The organism is Cryobacterium sp. M25, from assembly GCF_002929635.1.
GTDB lineage: Bacteria > Actinomycetota > Actinomycetes > Actinomycetales > Microbacteriaceae > Cryobacterium > Cryobacterium sandaracinum.
Genome location: NZ_PJJU01000055.1, coordinates 125,150 through 142,988, shown reverse-complemented (window position 1 = coordinate 142,988; position 17,839 = coordinate 125,150). Strand labels below are relative to the sequence as shown.

The 17,839-nt window shown below is 66.5% G+C and carries 16 protein-coding genes; 9 read left to right on the top strand and 7 right to left on the bottom strand.

What is annotated here, in order from left to right; genetic code table 11:
- Nucleotides 1–25: 25 nt before the first annotated feature.
- The gene (locus tag CXY81_RS11600; protein ID WP_233194141.1) at nucleotides 26–787 is read right to left on the bottom strand and encodes an oxygenase MpaB family protein; all 762 of its coding nucleotides are present in this window, start codon (nucleotides 785–787) and stop codon (nucleotides 26–28) included.
- Between the two features lie 96 nt (nucleotides 788–883).
- Here CXY81_RS11600 and CXY81_RS11595 point away from each other — a divergent pair, with 96 nt between their 5' ends.
- Both CXY81_RS11595 and CXY81_RS11590 read left to right on the top strand, forming a co-directional pair.
- Entirely contained in the window at nucleotides 884–1,417 is a 534-nt protein-coding gene (locus CXY81_RS11595) for a glycoside hydrolase family 3 N-terminal domain-containing protein (protein WP_134542584.1), read from the top strand.
- Nucleotides 1,414–1,815: a glycoside hydrolase family 3 N-terminal domain-containing protein gene (locus CXY81_RS11590; protein WP_158252053.1), complete on the top strand. Its 402-nt coding sequence runs from the start codon at nucleotides 1,414–1,416 to the stop codon at nucleotides 1,813–1,815. Before CXY81_RS11595 ends, CXY81_RS11590 begins: the two co-directional genes overlap by 4 nt.
- Before the next feature lie 167 nt (nucleotides 1,816–1,982).
- Here the strand turns inward: CXY81_RS11590 and CXY81_RS11585 are convergent, their stop codons facing one another.
- On the bottom strand, nucleotides 1,983–2,528 hold the full coding sequence (locus tag CXY81_RS11585) for a hypothetical protein (protein ID WP_104169727.1): 546 nt from the start codon (nucleotides 2,526–2,528) through the stop codon (nucleotides 1,983–1,985).
- 319 nt (nucleotides 2,529–2,847) lie between these two features.
- On the opposite strand from CXY81_RS11585, the gene CXY81_RS11580 reads away from it, so the two are divergent.
- Entirely contained in the window at nucleotides 2,848–3,411 is a 564-nt protein-coding gene (locus CXY81_RS11580) for a YceI family protein (protein ID WP_104194909.1), read from the top strand.
- A 245-nt stretch (nucleotides 3,412–3,656) separates the two neighbouring features.
- On the opposite strand, the gene CXY81_RS11575 is transcribed toward CXY81_RS11580, so the two are convergent.
- Nucleotides 3,657–4,697, bottom strand: coding sequence for an aromatic acid exporter family protein (locus CXY81_RS11575; RefSeq protein ID WP_199183056.1), 1,041 nt, complete (start codon nucleotides 4,695–4,697; stop codon nucleotides 3,657–3,659).
- 82 nt (nucleotides 4,698–4,779) lie between these two features.
- A complete protein-coding gene (sepH, locus tag CXY81_RS11570; RefSeq protein ID WP_104194907.1) occupies nucleotides 4,780–5,931 on the bottom strand; it encodes a septation protein SepH in 1,152 nt (383 codons plus the stop codon).
- 196 nt (nucleotides 5,932–6,127) lie between these two features.
- On the opposite strand from sepH, the gene CXY81_RS11565 reads away from it, so the two are divergent.
- Complete coding sequence (locus CXY81_RS11565) at nucleotides 6,128–6,421, top strand: DUF4193 domain-containing protein (RefSeq protein WP_104099606.1); 294 nt, start codon at nucleotides 6,128–6,130, stop codon at nucleotides 6,419–6,421.
- A gap of 6 nt (nucleotides 6,422–6,427) precedes the next feature.
- Here the strand turns inward: CXY81_RS11565 and CXY81_RS11560 are convergent, their stop codons facing one another.
- Entirely contained in the window at nucleotides 6,428–6,883 is a 456-nt protein-coding gene (locus CXY81_RS11560; RefSeq protein WP_104194906.1) for a DUF3093 domain-containing protein, read from the bottom strand.
- 38 nt (nucleotides 6,884–6,921) lie between these two features.
- Here CXY81_RS11560 and dut point away from each other — a divergent pair, with 38 nt between their 5' ends.
- The 5 genes from dut to dxs all read left to right on the top strand — a co-directional run bounded on the left by dut (nucleotide 6,922) and on the right by dxs (nucleotide 13,963).
- Nucleotides 6,922–7,398: a dUTP diphosphatase gene (dut, locus tag CXY81_RS11555; RefSeq protein ID WP_104169732.1), complete on the top strand. Its 477-nt coding sequence runs from the start codon at nucleotides 6,922–6,924 to the stop codon at nucleotides 7,396–7,398.
- Nucleotides 7,395–8,024, top strand: a complete 630-nt coding sequence (locus CXY81_RS11550; RefSeq protein ID WP_104169733.1) for a DUF3710 domain-containing protein — start codon at nucleotides 7,395–7,397, stop codon at nucleotides 8,022–8,024. Before dut ends, CXY81_RS11550 begins: the two co-directional genes overlap by 4 nt.
- Nucleotides 8,025–8,035: 11 nt before the next feature.
- Complete coding sequence (locus CXY81_RS11545) at nucleotides 8,036–8,833, top strand: DUF3159 domain-containing protein (RefSeq protein ID WP_104194905.1); 798 nt, start codon at nucleotides 8,036–8,038, stop codon at nucleotides 8,831–8,833.
- A 217-nt stretch (nucleotides 8,834–9,050) separates the two neighbouring features.
- Nucleotides 9,051–11,900 carry an aconitate hydratase AcnA gene (gene acnA / locus CXY81_RS11540; protein ID WP_104194953.1) on the top strand — a complete coding sequence of 950 codons (2,850 nt, stop codon included), beginning with the start codon at nucleotides 9,051–9,053 and terminating at the stop codon, nucleotides 11,898–11,900.
- A 110-nt stretch (nucleotides 11,901–12,010) separates the two neighbouring features.
- A complete protein-coding gene (dxs, locus tag CXY81_RS11535; protein WP_104169735.1) occupies nucleotides 12,011–13,963 on the top strand; it encodes a 1-deoxy-D-xylulose-5-phosphate synthase in 1,953 nt (650 codons plus the stop codon).
- A gap of 477 nt (nucleotides 13,964–14,440) precedes the next feature.
- On the opposite strand, the gene CXY81_RS11530 is transcribed toward dxs, so the two are convergent.
- Together CXY81_RS11530 and CXY81_RS11525 are read right to left on the bottom strand one after the other, a co-directional pair.
- Complete coding sequence (locus CXY81_RS11530) at nucleotides 14,441–16,612, bottom strand: 3-hydroxyacyl-CoA dehydrogenase NAD-binding domain-containing protein (protein WP_104169736.1); 2,172 nt, start codon at nucleotides 16,610–16,612, stop codon at nucleotides 14,441–14,443.
- Nucleotides 16,609–17,814 (bottom strand): thiolase family protein, encoded by a 1,206-nt coding sequence (locus tag CXY81_RS11525; protein ID WP_104169737.1) that lies wholly within the window; start codon nucleotides 17,812–17,814, stop codon nucleotides 16,609–16,611. Before CXY81_RS11525 ends, CXY81_RS11530 begins: the two co-directional genes overlap by 4 nt.
- Between the last annotated feature and the right edge of the window lie 25 nt (nucleotides 17,815–17,839).

Genomic DNA, 17,839 nt, shown 5'->3' with positions numbered 1-17,839 from the left:
CTCAGACTACCGCCAGCGCAGGCGACTACCGCATCGCGCGCAGGTAGTGGTTCTTGGGCCAATGGCGCAGCCGGCGCGGAAGCCGGGGATAGACACGTATGGTCAGCCGGATCAGCCGGTCGAAGCGGCGCTGCGCCCCCGCGGTCCAGGGCAGGCCGAACAGTTCCCGCACCGAGCAGGGGAGCAGCCCGACGGTCACGAACCGGCCCAGTGGCATCATCAGCCGCAGCCAGAGCGGCCCGGTGCGGGGATGCAGCAGCTGGCGTGCCACGGCGCGCGTGGCGGCATCCGTCTGCAACTCGCCGACGCGTCGGTCCCAGTAGGCGGCGAAGGCGGCCCGGTTGGGCGGCCACAGCTCCGCGGGCATCTGCAACGCCGTGCCCAGCACGGCGTACTCCCGGTAAAGCGCGTCCGCCGTGGCTCCGTCGAGCGGGCCGTAGACCAGCTCCCGCATGGTCATGGCGGAGTCATACAGGGTCGCCGCCACCCAGAGCTGCAGCTCCGGGGTGAAGGCGGTGTAAGCCGGACGAGCCTCGGTGGCCAAGCCCGACACCGGGGCGTGGGCGTGATCGACCCGGCGTCGTGCCCGGGCAGCCTCCTCCGGCGTTCCGAACACGACCGCGTACACGTAGGTCAGGGTGCCGTCCAGCCGATCGAGCGGTCGGGAGGCGAAGTCGCTGTGGTGCGCAATTCCGTGGCCGATCGCCGGGTCGGCGATCTGCAGGAGGATGGACCGCCCGCCGGCGGCGATCAGCACGGCCTCGCCGGCCATGTCCCTCATCTGCATGCGCGCCTCCCCGCTCGAAGACCGATTCTAACGCCGCCGGCGGTGAAGCGGATGGGCGCTTCGCCCTGGTAGCTGCCGGCAGGTTAGCCTGGACCGGTGATCTCCGGCCGACGACACCCGGCCCCAGCCCCCCGCCTGGCGGCGCTCGCCGCCATGGCCCTGCTGGCCCTCACCCTCTCCGGCTGCACCGCGGCGCGCGGAACGGACGCGAAAAGCGGCACCGCCGCCCCGCTCCGGCCCGGCTGGTCGGCCGACCCTGTTGCCGAAGACGCCACTCGCCGCCTGGCCGCCATGTCCCTGACCGAGAAGGTCGCGAGCCTACTGATGCTGCACCAGCCGGGAACAGATGCGGCCGAGCTGCGCACCTTCGCCGGGGCGAACGGCCTCGGTGGACTCATCCTGATGGGTGACAACGTGCCGGTCTCCCCGGAAGAAATGCGGGCAATGACGGATGCCCTCAGTCCCGACCCGGAACTCCCGCTGCTCATCGGCATCGACCAGGAGGGCGGCGAGGTCTCCCGGCTGCCCGCCGACCTGGCGCCCCGGGCTGCCCAGCTGCAGACGCTCCCGCACCGGCCACAGAGGATGCCTTCCGCAGTTGGTCGACCCTGCTCCAGTCCGTCGGCGTGAGTGTCAACTTCGGCATCGTCGCCGACCTCACGGCCGACCCGAGCGTCGATCCGCGTCCGGCGAGCCTGTCGCCGGCCTGGCACGAGATCCTCCGCACCGAACTCGGTTTCGACGGCGTCACGATTACCGACGATCTGCTGATGCTCCAGGACTCCGGCCTGCCGGAGTACGCCGATCCGGCCGAGAACGGGATCGCCGCCCTGGCAGCGGGCAACACCATGCTGCTCTACGTTCTGCTGGCGAATCCCGCACGGTACGGCACCGATGTCACAGTTCTGATCGGCAGAATCGTCGAAGCGGTCGATACCGGGCGGCTCACGCCGGAGCAGATCGATGATGCTGCCTACAAGCTCCTGGTGCTGCGCGGCCGGGCCGCCCTCAGCGCATCCCAGGAGTGAACCCCGAATCCTGATTGTGCAGCGAACCGCACCGAGTAGGAACTCATGGATGCCGGCACACTCTAATCACGCATTCTCGTCTTCGTCGGAGGCACCGGAGTGTCCTCAGCTGGGTGTCACCAAAGTCATGACCCAGTACGCCGGGCGCCCGGTCAGCTCTCAGTCCGCTAGCCCTCTGCCGTGCCGACGAAGTACGCCGTGACGACCTCGCGGGTGGTGAGCGGATCTCCCCCCGAAATGGGCGCGACGCGCACCGTCCACCGGGGACCTGACCGATCGATGCCGTCTGCGCTCTCCGCCCAGACCGCCCCATCTTCCGTGCACGAGTAGGTGCCGTACCAGGCGGGGTGCTCGGTCAGGTCGTTCCAAACGCCACCGCTGCGAATCAGGCAGCGGTCCCCGTCGCTGAGCAACAGCCCGAGCGGTCGCGCCTGCTCGGGCGCGGTGGCCGCCGGCAGGCTCCCGGTGCTCGGCAGGCGCACCACCGCCGTGGTCCACGGGTCGCGGTAGCAGGCCACAAAGCCGGGCGCCGCATCCTGCCAGCACGCTACGGCGAACGCGCTCGACGGTGTGCAGGCGTGGATGTTGTCGTCGACGGCGACCGCGGACGGCCGTTCATCGAACGACGCGCTGCCACACTCGAGCGTGACGGTCGTCTCCTCGGTGACGGTGAAGCCCGCGGCAGGCAGACCGCCCTCGGTGATGGGGCGCATTACCACGCTCTCGGTTGCCGGCGCCGAAGCAGAGGAGGGAGACGAAGGGGCCGGGGACGCGCATCCGGCGAGCAGGGCGATCAGCAGACCCGGGGGGAGCAAGAACCGTGAGCGCATTTCAGCCCTCCGTTCCACCCATGCACCAGCCCCCTGAGCGACCGACGGTACCCTCGGCCCCGGAGGCAGTCAAGGGATTCCGGCGGGAGTGGCCGGACCACTGTCGAAAAGAACTCTCCCCGATTCGGAATATTTCACTTTCCTATGCGCTTGCATAAAGATGAGGACGAGAATCCACCGTTCCGCGAATTGAGGAGAACCCATGACTCAGACCACCGCAGCGAGCATACCCGGCTACAAGGCCGGAACCTGGACCATCGACCCGACCCACAGTGAGGTCGGTTTCAGCATCCGCCACCTCATGATCAGCAAGGTCAAGGGCACGTTCGAGAAGTTCGACGCGACCTTCGTCACCGGCGAGAACCCGCTCGACTCCTCCGTCACGGCCACGGCCCAGGTCGTGACGATCAACACCAACCAGGCGGACCGCGACGGCCACCTGCGCACCGGCGATTTCTTCGACGCCGAGACCTACCCGACCATCAACTTCGTCTCTACCGGCGTGCGTCAGGTCAAGGACGACTTCCTCGTCGACGGCAACCTCACCATCAAGGGCGTCACCAAGCCCGTAACCTTTGACTTCGAGTTCGGCGGCTTCGGCACCGACCCGTACGGCAACTACAAGGCCGGCGCCACGGCGAAGACCGAGGTCACCCGCGCCGACTTCGGCCTCACCTATAACGCGGCCCTTGAGACCGGCGGAATGCTGCTCGGCGAAAAGGTCATCATCACCATCGAACTTCAGGCCGCGCTCAACCAGGCGTAGTCGTCCGCGCGCAGAGGTCTGCGCAGGGTGGACAAGAACACGAGAGGGACCCCACGGGAGTGAGGTCCCTCTCGTGTTGACCTTTGGTTAGGGTACCGACGCGGCCGCTCCGATCCTCTACGCCCCGGGGTATTGGTCGTGAATGAGAGACCACGCTGCTCGGGCCGAGCGCAGGCGTTCGGGGTCAGAAACGCGCGCGCTCCCTTTCGATCCGACGGCATATTGTGCACCTCGGAAATCATCGGCTATTCGCCCTTGATCTCCTCACGCACCCGGCGTAGGTCCTCCATCAGGGATCCGATCAGGATCCAGTGCTGCGGATGAGGCGTCGCAATGATCAGGGGGGCGGTCAGGGTGGGTGGTCTCTGCGGCAGGCTGACCTGCTGGACGCCGGGGTGGTCCACCTGTTCGGTGAGGAGCCTCAGGTCATGGGCGGCACGGCTCAGCTCGACAGTGATCGCGAGCACCGTGGGCTCGAGGTGCAGGGAATGGTCGTAGTGGTCGCGCAGGGACCGGGTCATGCCGATCGCGCGTGCGACGAGCGAGGTCAGCCGGGCGAAGAGCTCCTCGTCGATGTCGAGGAGACGCCGGTTCACCGCGTGCCGCGGGTTGAGCGTGAGGCTCTCCTCGGCCTGCTTGAGCGCCTGATCCGCCTTGGCGAGCATGGGGCGCAGCAGACGCACCTTGATCATCATCTCTTCGATCTGGCTGGCCTTCTGCGGAAATCGCAGGGCGTCGACGATCCGGTCGAGGGTGTCCGCGATCTCGTAGGCAAGTCGGATCACAGCCGCGTGCGCCGGACGAAGAAGCACTGGCGGCACGATCAGGGCGTTGACGAGGAGTGCGGCCGCCGCCCCGATGATGGTTTCGACGATGCGATCCCGCGCGTATTCAGCCGTAGCCGTGCCGATTGTGAGTAGGAGCATGGCGCTGATCGGAATTTGGCTCGCCGAGCTGGGGGCCAGCCGAAGCGCCCACGCCAGCATGATGCAGAACACGATGGCCAGGAGAACGACCCAGCTGGACTGGCCGAATGCGACACCGACGCCATAGGCGATGATGACCCCGCCGATAACACCCAGGCTGCGTTCGACTGCGCGACCGAGGGTCTGGTTGATGTTCGGCTGCACCACCAGCAGGGCGGCGATCGCGGCGAAGACGGGCAGCTGCTCCGTGTCCAGTAGCAGTTGCGACAGGATCCAGCCGAGGGCGACGGCCACGGATGTCTTCACTGCCTGGAGCAGAGGAATCCGGCTTGTGGATCGCAGCCGGGTGTTGATTCTCACTTGCCTAGGGTAGTCGAATGCGTGGGCGAGTCGTATGCACAGGCTCGTCGGACCGGTGCCGGTGCCGTTGAAACCCTGCGTGCTAGGGCAGGTCGTCGTCGGTGCGGGCACCGAACACGATTTCGTCCCAGCTGGGCATCGAGGCCCGCCCGCGCTTGCCATGACCCGACGCTCGCGGAGTCGCGGCCGGTGACTGACCCCCGGCGGCCTGGGCAGACCAGGCGTTGCGGGGGGCCTCGGTCGGCGGGGCGGCGAGAGCCGAGGGAGCGACGTGGGGTTCCGCGGCGGCCTCGACCGGCTGGTCCACCAATCGGATGCCCGGGGCCGGGCTGGTGCTGGCGGGGTTGCTGTGGCTGGAGTGGCTCTCGACCTGGTTGCTTTCGAAAGCGGCGGCTTCGCGCTCCCCGCGGCGGCGGCGCAGTGACGCCAGCAGGTCGGCCGTCTCGCTCAGGCTCTGCGGCGGTTCGTCGGCGCGCTTGATGGCTGCACGGGACACGGCATCCGTTGTGCCGGCCGACCGGGAATACGGCACCGGGTCCAGAAGCGGCGCCGTATCGTGCAACGTCTCCTCGGACAGTGATTCCTTGAATGTGAAGGCGCCACTGTCGAAGCGGGACACATCGGCGAGGCTGGTCTCGGCGCCGACGGCCCGCAGCCGCGGGATCAGGGCACCCTTCAGTTCACCCTGCTGCGACAAGGCGATGGCTTCACTGCCGTCCGGAGAGAGCGAGTTCTTCTTGGGTTCGAAGCCCCACCGGGCGTCGTGGTCGATGTCATCGGCGGTGAAGGCCAGTTTGACGATCCAGCCGGCGCCGGGTTCCTTCCAGCTGGCCCAGCGCTCGTTCGTGGCGCCGAGCGAGGCCAGACGCTCACGGATGACGGTGCCGAAGTTGGCGCCGCCCTCGATCGGGTCGAGGTCGATGGCGGTGTGCACCGGCACGCTCAGCGCGCAGGAGACCATGTAGTCGCGTTCGGCGACGACCGGGCCCTCGAAGCGGCGCACAAAATCGATGGACGCACCCGTGACCGCGGCGACGTCCTCGGCGGACATGCCGGCACGGATGTGCGCCTGCACTTCCCGGGGACTCAGCTTCGGCCCCGACGCTGGTTCCACCTGGGCCTGGCGAAGCCGGGACTGGAGAACTTCGTCGATGGGGATCCTGAATCGGTCTCCCTCTTCAGACGCTGCGAGCAGCGCACCGCTCTCGACTCCAATAACTTTCAATTCCTGCATGTTGAAAGCCCTTTCGCCATCACTAGTGCGACTAAGAATGCCATGTAAAGAGTGAATCTTCGGGGAATACGCCGGGCGTGCCGCAAGTTGATGACTGTGCCGAGCAAATGACGCGGCGTGTAGTTTGCTATTCCGCCCGGATTGTTGGAAACTATGGCCGCCGAAATCCTTTCTCGGCGTAACTGAATGGATGGGTATGGCAACCGATTACGACGCACCACGGAAGACCGAAGACGACTCAGAGTCGATTGAGGCCCTCAAGGAGCGCGTACCCGACAAGATGTCCGGTGTCGTAGATGTCGACGACTCGGACAACCCCGGTGGTTTCGATCTTCCCGGCGCTGATCTGTCCGACCTCGACCTCGATGTCGTCGTTCTGCCTCCGCAGGCGGACGAGTTCACCTGCGTGGAGTGCTTCCTGGTGAAGCACCGTTCGCAGATGTCGCACGAGACCAAGCTCGGCCTGGTATGCCTGGAGTGCGACTCCTAAACGCGCTCAATCATGTGATGCTGGTCGTCGCGATCCGTTGATCGCGGCGGCCAATTTCTGTGGGCGCCGCGTCGACACCAGCCAATACGGCGCCGGATCCGTCGCATCCAGGATCGGGATTCGCACGACGGGCCGAATCCAGCCGCGGATGAGCAGCCAGGCCCGGGCGTCGAGCCGTTGGCCACGTTCCAGGGCGGCCTCATCTCCGTCGAAGGGCTGAACCTCGCCAACCAGATCGATCGATATGCTCGCGCGCCCGGCGGTGAGCTCACCGCCCCGCACCTGCACCACCGGTGCCGACAAGAGCAGCGCCAGAACGCAAGCGGCGTACAGACCGGCGGCCAGCAGCACCCCGGCCAGCATCGAAATCGGTGCGAACACGAGGATGCTGGCAGGAATGATGAGCGCAGTCGCCACATAGGGTGCGGGAGAGGCCCAGAGTTTTTCGCGATATTCAGGCATGGGTCTATTCGATCAGACTTCTGCACTAGCCTCGACACGTGGCAGAAAGCGTCGAAGTCCTGATTACCGCGTCCATCCTCCCGAGCTACGCGCACCCGGGTGACGCGGGAGCGGACCTTCATTCCTCCCAGGCTCTAGTCCTGGCCCCCGGCGAACGAGCACTGGTCGGCACGGGCGTGTCGATCGCCCTGCCCGACGGTTTCGCGGCATTCGTCGTGCCCCGCAGCGGTCTCGCGTCCAAGCACGGCATCACGATCGTGAACGCGCCGGGCACCGTCGACGCCGGGTATCGCGGCGAGATCAAGGTGACGCTGCTCAACACCGACCAGACCACGCCCCATGCGATCGCGATCGGCGACCGCATCGCCCAGATCATCATCATGCCCGTCAGTCGGGCCACGTTTATTCCCGTGGATCGGCTGCCCGGCAGCCAGCGCGGGGTTGGCGGATTCGGGTCCACCGGCCTGAGCCGGAACATCAGCACGGGCACCTCAACGTCAGGAGACAACCAGTGAGCGACACCGCGAACCCGGAGGAGAACCCGGACGAGACGGCCAAGTCGGCGCCGGACGATCGTGCGACCGAGGGTCCCCTCGACGAAGCCGAAGCCAACCCGGTGCGGCCCTACGTGGACCTCGGCGGGGTCAAGATCCTCCCGCGTGAGGGGCTTCACCTACGGTTGGAGATCGAAGAGGGCAGCAAGCGGGTCGTGGCGATCGGGCTCGACTACGCCGGCTCCACCCTCCAGGTACAGCCGTTCGCCGCGCCCCGCTCAAGTGGCCTGTGGAACGAAATCCGCGCCCAGATCGCCGATCAGATCGGCAAGCAGGGCGGAACGACGACCCTGCGCGAAGGCCCGTTCGGCCCCGAATTGGTGGCCGAGATTCCCGTGGCCGCGGGTCACGGATCCGACGGAACGAGCAGGCTGGCCCGCTTCATCGGAGTCGACGGCCCGCGCTGGTTCCTGCGCGGCGTGATTGCCGGCGAGGGTGCCATCAACACCGACGCCGCGACCGAGATCGAAAACCTGTTCCGCAGCATCGTCGTGGTGCGCGGATCCGCCCCGATGCCGCCGCGTGACCTCATTCCGCTGCGGATGCCGGCCACCCCCGCCACTGCGGCCGAGCCGGGCCAGTCCTGAAGAACGCCGGGATGACGGACGCACCACTCCCCGACGAGGCCCGCGAGCCCGACGCATCAGAGAACGCGCCTGACTCGCCCGTGCCGGCCGCGTTCGCCGACGGCATGGCGGCGGCGGCCCGGCGGGCCGGCTTCACGCCGGCGGCCGAGGGTGATCCGATCAGCGGGCGCGCCCTGCTGGCCGCGATGGGCGGCATCCGTGGACTGGTCGAGGCCCTGCTGCCCGGACTTGTCTTCCTGATCACCTACACCTTCACCCGGCAGCTTTTTCCCGAGCAGTCGCTGGTGCTGTCCCTCGTTGTGCCGGTGCTGATCGGCGTCGTTTTCATCGTTCTGCGCCGGATTAGTCGCCAAACGGTGACGCCTGCCGTCGGCGGCCTGGTGGCACTGATCGTCAGCGCCGTGCTCGCTCTGTTCACCGGCCGCGCCGAAGACTTCTTTTTGCCCGGATTCTGGACCAATGGACTGTACGGCGGTGCCCTCTTCATCTCGGCGGTCGTCGGCTGGCCGCTGATCGGGCTGGCTGTCGGATTCCTGATGGGCGAGGGAATCGCCTGGCGGTCGAACCGGTCCAGGCGTCGGGTGCTGACCATTCTCACGCTCTGCTGGGCGGGCTTGTTCGCCCTGCGCCTGGCCGTTCAGCTTCCCCTCTACTACTCCGGAAACGTGGAGTGGCTCGGCGCCGTCAAGCTCCTGATGGGGATTCCGCTCTACGCGCCGCTCCTGGTGATCTCGTGGCTGGTGGTCCGGGCGGTCTACCGCGTCGACGACCGGGAGACCGACGACGCAGCGGGTCGCCGGCCCGATTAAATTCACCGCGATTCCGCGACATCTGCCGGAAATAAGCGCGGGAAACGCGGTGGCACCGCTAGAGTTATCTCTACGTCAAGATAGTTCGGCGTTGGACATCGTCCGCACGTGGCATCCGCCGGTTAGGTTACCCTTGCTGGCAGGGGCAGGCGTCCGGTCGTCAGGATTGAGGATTGCGGACGGTTTCGCCGTCGGTTTCCACGAAGGAGAGGGCATCGTGTCGGCGCTTAATAATGCGGTCGTAAACAGTTTTGGAGCCAAGGACACCCTGCGGGTCGGGTCGACGGACTACGAGGTCTTTCGTCTCGACGCGGTAACGGGCTACGAGAAGCTTCCGTTCAGCCTGAAAGTGCTGCTGGAGAACCTCCTTCGCACCGAGGACGGCGCCAACATCACCGAGGCCCACATTCGCGCCCTGGGCGAGTGGGTCCCAACGGCGGAACCCGACACCGAGATCCAGTTCACCCCTGGCCGCGTCGTCATGCAGGACTTCACCGGCGTGCCGTGCATCGTCGACCTCGCCACCATGCGCGAGGCCGTCGCCGAACTCGGCGGCGACCCGAAGAAGATCAACCCGCTGGCTCCGGCCGAGCTGGTCATCGACCACTCCGTCATCGCCGACCTGTTCGGAACCGCGGACGCCCTCGAGCGCAACGTGGAGATCGAGTACGAGCGCAACGGTGAGCGGTACCAGTTCCTGCGCTGGGGCCAGACCGCGTTCAACGATTTCAAGGTCGTGCCGCCCGGAACCGGCATTGTGCACCAGGTCAACCTGGAGTATCTGGCCCGCGTTACGATGACCCGCACCGTGCCGGACGCCGAGGGCAACGACGTGCTCCAGGCCTACCCCGACACCTGCGTGGGAACCGACTCGCACACGACCATGGTCAACGGCCTCGGCGTGCTCGCCTGGGGTGTGGGCGGCATCGAAGCCGAGGCAGCCATGCTTGGCCAGTCCATCTCGATGCTCATTCCCAAGGTGGTCGGCTTCAAGCTCAACGGCTCCATTCCGACCGGCGTCACCGCGACGGATGTCGTGCTCACCATCACCCAGATTCTGCGCAAGCACGGCGTGGTCGGTAAGTTCGTCGAGTTCTACGGCGCGGGTGTCTCGCAGGTTCCGCTGGCCAACCGGGCCACGATCGGCAACATGAGCCCGGAGTTCGGATCCACGGCCGCGATGTTCCCGATCGACGACGTCACCCTCGACTACCTGCGCCTGACCGGTCGCAGCGACGAGCAGGTTGCACTCGTCGAGGCCTACTCGAAGCTGCAGGGCCTGTGGCACGATGCCGACAAGGAACCCGTCTTCAGCGAGTACCTCGAGCTCGACCTGGGCACCGTCGTGCCATCGATTGCCGGCCCGAAGCGCCCGCAAGACCGCGTCATCCTCACCGAGGCGAAGTCGCAGTTCGAACTTGACCTGCAGAGCTACGCGACGCAGGACTGGACTGTTGTGGACGCGGCCGTCGAGGCCTCTTTCCCTGCTTCAGACCCGATCGGCTTTACCGCCGAGGACGAGAACCTTGACCACAAGGCCTCACACAACCATGTGAGCCACGCTCCGATCAGCGTGTCCAGGCCCGTCGCGATCACCACGCAGGACGGCGCGAACTACACGCTCGACCACGGAGCGGTCGCTGTCGCGGCCATCACCTCGTGCACGAACACGTCCAATCCGAGTGTCATGCTCGCCGCGGGCCTGCTCGCCCGAAACGCCGTCAGGAAGGGCCTCACGAGCAAGCCGTGGGTCAAGACCACCCTGGCTCCGGGCTCGAAGGTCGTCACCGACTACTACGAGAAGGCCGGCCTCACCAGCGACCTGGAGGCCCTCGGCTTCTACACCGTCGGCTACGGCTGCACGGTCTGCATCGGCAACACCGGCCCGCTCATCGACGAGGTCACGACCGCGATCAACGACAACGACCTCGCCGTCACCGCGGTGCTCTCAGGCAACCGCAACTTCGAGGGTCGGATCAGCCCCGACGTCAAGATGAACTACTTGGCCAGCCCGCCGCTGGTCATCGCTTACGCCCTCGCAGGCTCGATGAACTTCGACTTCGAGACGGATGCGCTCGGCATCGGCAGCGACGGCAACGAGGTGTTCCTCAAGGACATCTGGCCCGACTCCGCCGAGGTGCAGTCCACGATCGACGGCTCGATCGACACCGGCATGTTCACGAAGCAGTACGGCCATGTCTTCGAGGGCGACGAGCGCTGGCGCGGCCTGCCGACACCGGACAGCGAGGTCTTCGAGTGGGACCCTGAGTCCACGTATGTGCGGAAGCCTCCATACTTCGACGGCATGACCATGGAGACTACCCCGGTGGTCGACATTGTCGGTGCCCGTGTGCTGGCCAAACTGGGCGACTCGGTCACGACCGACCACATCAGCCCTGCTGGTTCGATCAAGGCCGACAGCCCGGCCGGCGCCTACCTGTTGGAGCACGGCGTCGAACGGGGCGACTTCAACTCCTACGGCTCGCGCCGCGGCAACCACGAGATCATGATCCGCGGCACGTTCGCGAACATCCGTCTCCGCAACCAGCTGCTGGACGGAGTCGAGGGTGGCTACACCCGCGACTTCACCGTTGACGGGGCTCCGCAGGCGTTCATCTATGACGCTTCGCAGAACTACCAGGCCGCCGGCACGCCGCTGGTCATCTTCGGTGGCAAGGAATACGGTTCGGGTTCGTCCCGCGACTGGGCCGCGAAGGGCACCAGCCTCCTCGGGGTGAAGGCCGTCATCACGGAGAGCTTCGAACGCATCCACCGTTCGAACCTGATCGGGATGGGCGTCGTGCCTCTGCAGTTCCCGGCCGGCCAGAGCTGGGCGTCACTTGGACTGGACGGCACGGAGGTCGTCACAATCGAGGGTCTCGTCGAGCTGAACAGCGGGGTCACCCCGAAGACGGTGCGCGTCACGGCGGCGCCGAGTGCGCAGTCTGCCGCCGGCAAGGCCACGGTCGAGTTCGACGCGGTCGTCCGCATCGACACTCCGGGTGAGGCCGATTACTACCGCAACGGCGGCATCCTGCAGTACGTCCTGCGTTCGCTGGTCGCATAGCACGCAGGAGCCTTTCGGCTAGCTACCGAAACCGGCGCGTAGACTCGGCTTGACCGAATCTATGCGCCGGTTTTCTGATGGCGGATAGCGCAACGTGAAAGGTGTTATCGATGGCGCTACTGGACACGATTTTCGGGCCGAGAGATCTGGATCGCCTCTCGATGGAACAGCTCGTCCAGCTCGCGGCCGAGGTGCGGGCGTTCCTCGTTCGGGAAGTCTCCAAGACCGGCGGGCACCTTGGTCCGAACCTCGGCGTGGTCGAGCTGACCATCGCTTTGCACCGGGTCTTCGAATCCCCGCGTGACGCCATTGTCTTCGATACCGGACACCAGGCCTACGTGCACAAGCTGCTCACCGGGCGCCAGGACTTCAGCCTCCTCCGCCAGGCCGGTGGCCTGGCCGGCTACCCGCAGCGGCGCGAGTCCGAGCACGACATCGTGGAGAGTTCCCACGCCTCCAGCTCGTTGTCCTGGGCTGACGGTATCTCCCGAGCCTTCGAGATGACCGGGCAGAGCGACCGCCATGTGATCGCGGTCGTCGGCGACGGCTCCCTGACCGGGGGCATGACCTGGGAAGCCCTCAACAACATCAGCGACGACAACACCCGTCGCCTGATCATCATCGTGAATGACAACGGCCGCTCCTACGCGCCCACCATCGGCGGCATGGCCCGCTTCCTGAACACCGTGCGCACCCGACAGGCGTACCACAGTGCCTATCTGACCAGCCGTCAGGCCTTCGAACGGATGGGCGCGCCCGCCCGGGCGTTCTTCCGCGGCGTGCGCGGCGGCATGCACGGCTTCCTCGCCCGGTTCTCCAACAACGAGGCGCTCTACTCCAACCTCGACATTAAGTACATCGGCCCGATCGACGGCCACGACATGGCGGCGATGGTCGAGGCGCTCCATCAGGCCAAGGGCTACGGCGCGCCGGTGATCGTGCACGCGATCACCCAGAAGGGTAAGGGTTACGACCCGGCCGTTCAGGACACCGCCGACCAGTTCCATGCGGTCGGCCAGATCGACCCGGAAACAGGGGAGTCCACCGAATCCGCCGGCGCACCCTCCTGGACGTCGGTGTTCGCCGACGAGCTGCTGCGCCTTGCCACACTCGATCCGAAGATCGTGGGCATCACCGCGGCCATGCTCCGTCCCACCGGCCTGCACAAGATGGCCGAGAGATTCCCCGCCCGGGTGCACGACGTGGGCATCGCCGAGCAGCACGCGGTCACCAGTGCCGCCGGCCTCGCCTTCGGTGGCCTGCACCCGGTCGTCGCGCTCTATGCCACCTTCATCAACCGGGCGTTCGACCAGGTCCTGATGGATGTCGCCCTGCACAAGGCCGGCGTCACATTCGTGCTCGACCGGGCCGGGGTGACCGGGCCCGACGGTCCCAGCCATCACGGCATCTGGGACCTGGCGATCCTTCAGGTCGTCCCCGGGATCCGCCTCGCGGCACCTCGGGACTCGGTGCGCCTGGCAGAGGAGCTCGAAGAGGCCGTGGCCGTCGACGACGCGCCCACTGTGCTGCGTTTCCCCAAGGGCAGCGTGAGCGCACCAATCGACGCCGTGCGCCGCCTGGGCGACGGCGTAGACGTGCTCTTGGAATCAGCCCAGAAAGACGTGCTGATCGTCACCGTCGGGCCGATGGCCACGATCGGTCTCGATGTGGCGGACCGGCTCGCAGCCCAGGGCATCGGAGCCACCGTCGTCGACCCGCGCTGGGTCGTCCCGGTACCGCGGAGCATCGTGGCCCTGGCCGCGGAGTACCGCATCGTCGTGACCATCGAGGACGGCGTCCGGGTCGGCGGCGTCGGCACCCGTGTCCGCCAAGATCTGCGTGAAGCCGGCGTGGACACGGCGGTCACCGAACTGGGGCTGCCCGACGAATTCCTCGACCACGGCACCCGCGCCGAGATCCTCGACCGTGTTGGGCTGACCCCGCAGCGCATCGCCCGCGATGTCGTCGCAATGGTGCTCGGCAGCAAGATCCCGCATGCGCGGCCCCTGCCGGCGGACCGCGCCGACACCGCCAGCATCCCGGCAAACCTTCAGCACGACTAGGTGATTCCCTATCGAATGGTTGTGTCGTTTTCGGAAGGCTGGGGCTGAGATCACCCCGTGGTCGCTGTTCATCACAGGCGGGGTGCCGTGCCCGGCGTCGAGCCAATTCGACGGAGATCCTGGGGAAACCGCTTTCTCGGGGGTTTGTGGGCCAAATCCGCCAAAATCCAAAATCTCCGTCGAATTCGTTCAGGGTAGAGTTGCTGGTCGGGCCGGGCCGGGCCCGGACTCGGATGGGGCGTGGATTGCACGTCCACCCCACATCGAGGTCCCCTGATCGTCTACGTCGGCAAGGGAAACGCCCGGTTCGGAAACCCCGGCCCGTGCGACCCCCAACGCCCACACTTGGCGGGCCTCACCCTTCCGGCCCCGCCGGCCGCACAAAAATACCGCCGACCACCGCGCCGAGCCACGACCTCGGCTCCCCTTCCGTGAAGAGAAAGGAGCCGAGGTTACGGGTCGGCGGAGTGGATGCAGTCAGTCGCCTACGGTCGTGCGGGTGGCAGGCAGGGCCGCGGCAGCGACGCCGCGGATCGGTGGGGTGTGGAACGTGCCCTGGAAGACCCGTTCGCTCGCGCCGACGCGGTCGAGGTAGGGCGTGATCCCGCCCATCTGGAACGGCCAGTTGGCCCCGAGGATCATGCACAGGTCGATGTCCTCCGCGGCGTGCACGACGCCGTCGTCCAGCATCCGCTTGATTTCATCGGCGAGGCCGTCCTCGATCCGGCGTAGGATCTGCTCGGCTGTCATCGGGGTCTGCCCGCCCGCGACGATCTTGACGGCGCCCTTGTCGAAGCCCTTGATCCTGCCCTTGGCGTCGCGCTCCAGAATGGTTCCGTGCTCGGCCAGCTTATGCAGGTTCGCGCTCTCGAAGAACCGGTCCGGGAATGCGGCATGGTGGGTGTCCAGAACGTGTGCGCCGACCTTGAGGCCGACCAGCTCGAGCAGCTCGAAAGGGGTCATCGGCATCCCGAACGGAGCCAGTGACCCATCGACGACCTCGAACGGGGTTCCGGTGTCGACGGCGTGCATGGCCTCACCCAGGAGCTTCGCCAGGAGGCGGTTCACGACGAACCCGGGGGTGTCCCGGGTGATGACCGCGTTCTTTCGCAATTTGGCTGCCACGACCATCGCCGTGGAGAGAGTGGCGTCGTTGGTCCGCGGGGTGTTCACGACCTCGATCAGCGGCATGATCGCCACCGGGTTGAAGAAGTGGAAACCGACCAGGCGCTCGGGGTGGGCCAGCTTCGCACCGATCTGTTCGACCGAGAGGGACGAGGTGTTGGTGGCGAGGATGGCGTCGGGAGAGATGTGCTTCTCGATTTCGGCGAAGACATCCTGCTTCACTCCGAGTTCCTCGAAGACGGCCTCGATCACCCAGTCGGCGTCGGCGAACTGTGCCTTGTCTGTCGTTCCCGTGACCAGAGCGCGGAGCCGGTTGGCCTCGTCGGGGGAGATACGGTTCTTGGTCTCCAGGGTGAGGATCTCGCCGTGGATGTACGCGACGCCCTTGTCGACGCGGGCCTGGTCGAGGTCAGTGATGACTACGGGCACGCGCAGGCGACGCACGAAGAGAAGGGCGAACTGGCTGGCCATCAGGCCGGCGCCGATGACGCCTACCTTCTTTATCGGGCGGGCAAGGGCTTTGTCCGGCGCACCGGCCGGCCGCTTGGCTCGCTTCTGCACCAGGTTGAAAGCGTAAATACTGGCCTGCAGCTGGTCTCCGGCGATGAGTTCGGCCAAGGAGTCGTCTTCCCGCTCGAACCCTTCCTGGCGAGATCCGCTCTTGGCTGCTTTGAGCAGGTCGAGGGCGATGTACGGCGACCGGGCGACGGTTCCGATGCGGTTTTCCAGCATCTTGCGGGCCACGCCCACGGCCACATCCCATTTCACGAGCCGTTCGACCTTGCCGGGCGTATTGGGCCGGGCGACCTTTGTCTTTCCGGCGATCACGCCATCGGCCCACTCGATGGACTGTTCAAGGAACCTGGCCGAGGCGAACTGCACGTCGGCGATGCCCAGCTCGAGAGCATCCGCCGCTTTGAGCGTGCGGTGCTTGAGCGGATTCTCGATGATCACCTTGAGCGCGTTCTCGATGCCGATCAGGTTGGGCAGCAGGTAGGAGCCGCCCCAGCCCGGGATCAGCCCAAGGGAGACCTCGGGCAGCGCGATCGCGGGCACGGTCGCGTCGACGGTGCGGTAATCGGCGTTGAGGGCGATCTCCAGCCCGCCCCCCAGTGCGAGCCCGTTGATGAACACGAAGGAGGGCACACCCAGTTCGGCCTGCTTGCCCAGCGCATAGTGGCCCAACTGGGCCAGCAGCTTGCCCGTCGCGAGCGATGGGATCTCGCTGACCTTGCTCAGGTCGGCGCCGGCGGCGAGGATGAATGGTTTGCCGGTGACGGCGACGCCGTGGATGTCGCCGAGGGCGGCGCGTTCCCGGAGAAGGTCCATCGCCATGGCGAACTCGAGCAGGGTGTTCGGGCCGAGCGTGTTCGGGCGGGTGTGGTCCCGGCCATTGTCGAGCGTGACCAGCGCCAGGGTCCTTCCACCGGACAGAGGCACATCGTGTACGTAGCAGTGGGTGACGACCTCGTCGGCCGACAGCTCGACCAGCGGGGTGAAATCGAGTTGGGAGTAGTTGCTCATCGCTTGCTTGCCTTCCGGTTGAAGTTCGGGTTCTCCCAAATCACGGTGCCGCCCTGGCCGAGGCCGATGCACATGGCGGTGAGGCCGTAGCGCACCTCCGGGTGCTCGCTGAACTGACGGGCGAGCTGGTTCATCAGGCGCACGCCGGAGGAAGCGAGCGGATGTCCGATGGCGATCGCGCCGCCGTACTCGTTCACCCGCGGGTCCTCGTCGTCGATGCCGAAGTGGTCGAGGAACGAGATGACCTGCACGGCGAAAGCCTCATTGAGTTCGAACAGGCCGATGTCCGTGATGCTGAGGCCGGCCTTGCGCAGGGCCTTCTCGGTAGAGGGGACCGGGCCGAGTCCCATGACCTCCGGCTCAACGCCGGCGAAGGCGAAGCTGACCATCTTCATTTTGACGGTGAGACCGAGGTCCTTGGCGGCCTTGCCGCTGGCGAGGAGGCAGGCGCTGGCACCGTCGTTGAGCCCGGACGCGTTGCCGGCAGTGACCCGTCCGTGGGGACGGAAGGGGGTCTTGAGAGTCGCGAGGCCCTCCATCGTGGTTTCGGGGCGGGGAGCCTCGTCGCGGGTCGCCAGACCCCAGCCGGAATCGCTGCGGATCGCAACCGACACCAGGTCGGGCTGTATCTTCTCGGCGGCATAGGCCGCGGCGACCTTCTGTTGGCTGCGCAGGGCGAACCGGTCGGACCGCTCCTTGGTGTACGCCGGGAACCGGTCGTGGATGCGCTCGGCCGTGGCACCCATATTGAGGGCGTCCTCGCTGACCAGGCGCTCGGACAGGAAACGCGGATTCGGGTCGACGCCCGAACCCATCGGGTGGCGTCCCATGTGCTCGACGCCGCCGGCGATGGCCAGGTCGTAGGCGCCAAATCCGATCCCGGCTCCGAGAGTGGTCACGGCGGTCATGGCGCCGGCGCACATCCGGTCAATGGCGAATCCGGGTACCGACTTCGGCAACCCGGAAAGCAGTGCCGCCGTGCGACCGAGCGTGAGGCCCTGGTCGCCGGTCTGGGTGGTGGCGGCAATCGCCACCTCGTCGATGCGTTCCCCAGGGACCGACGGGTTGCGTTCCAGCAGTCCGATCATGGCCTTGACCACGAGATCATCCGCCCGGGTGTTCCAGTACATGCCCTTTTCACCGGCGCGTCCGAACGGGGTACGAACCCCGTCCACAAACACGACTTCTGTTCTATCGGCCACTTTGCCTCCATCATCGATCAGGTGT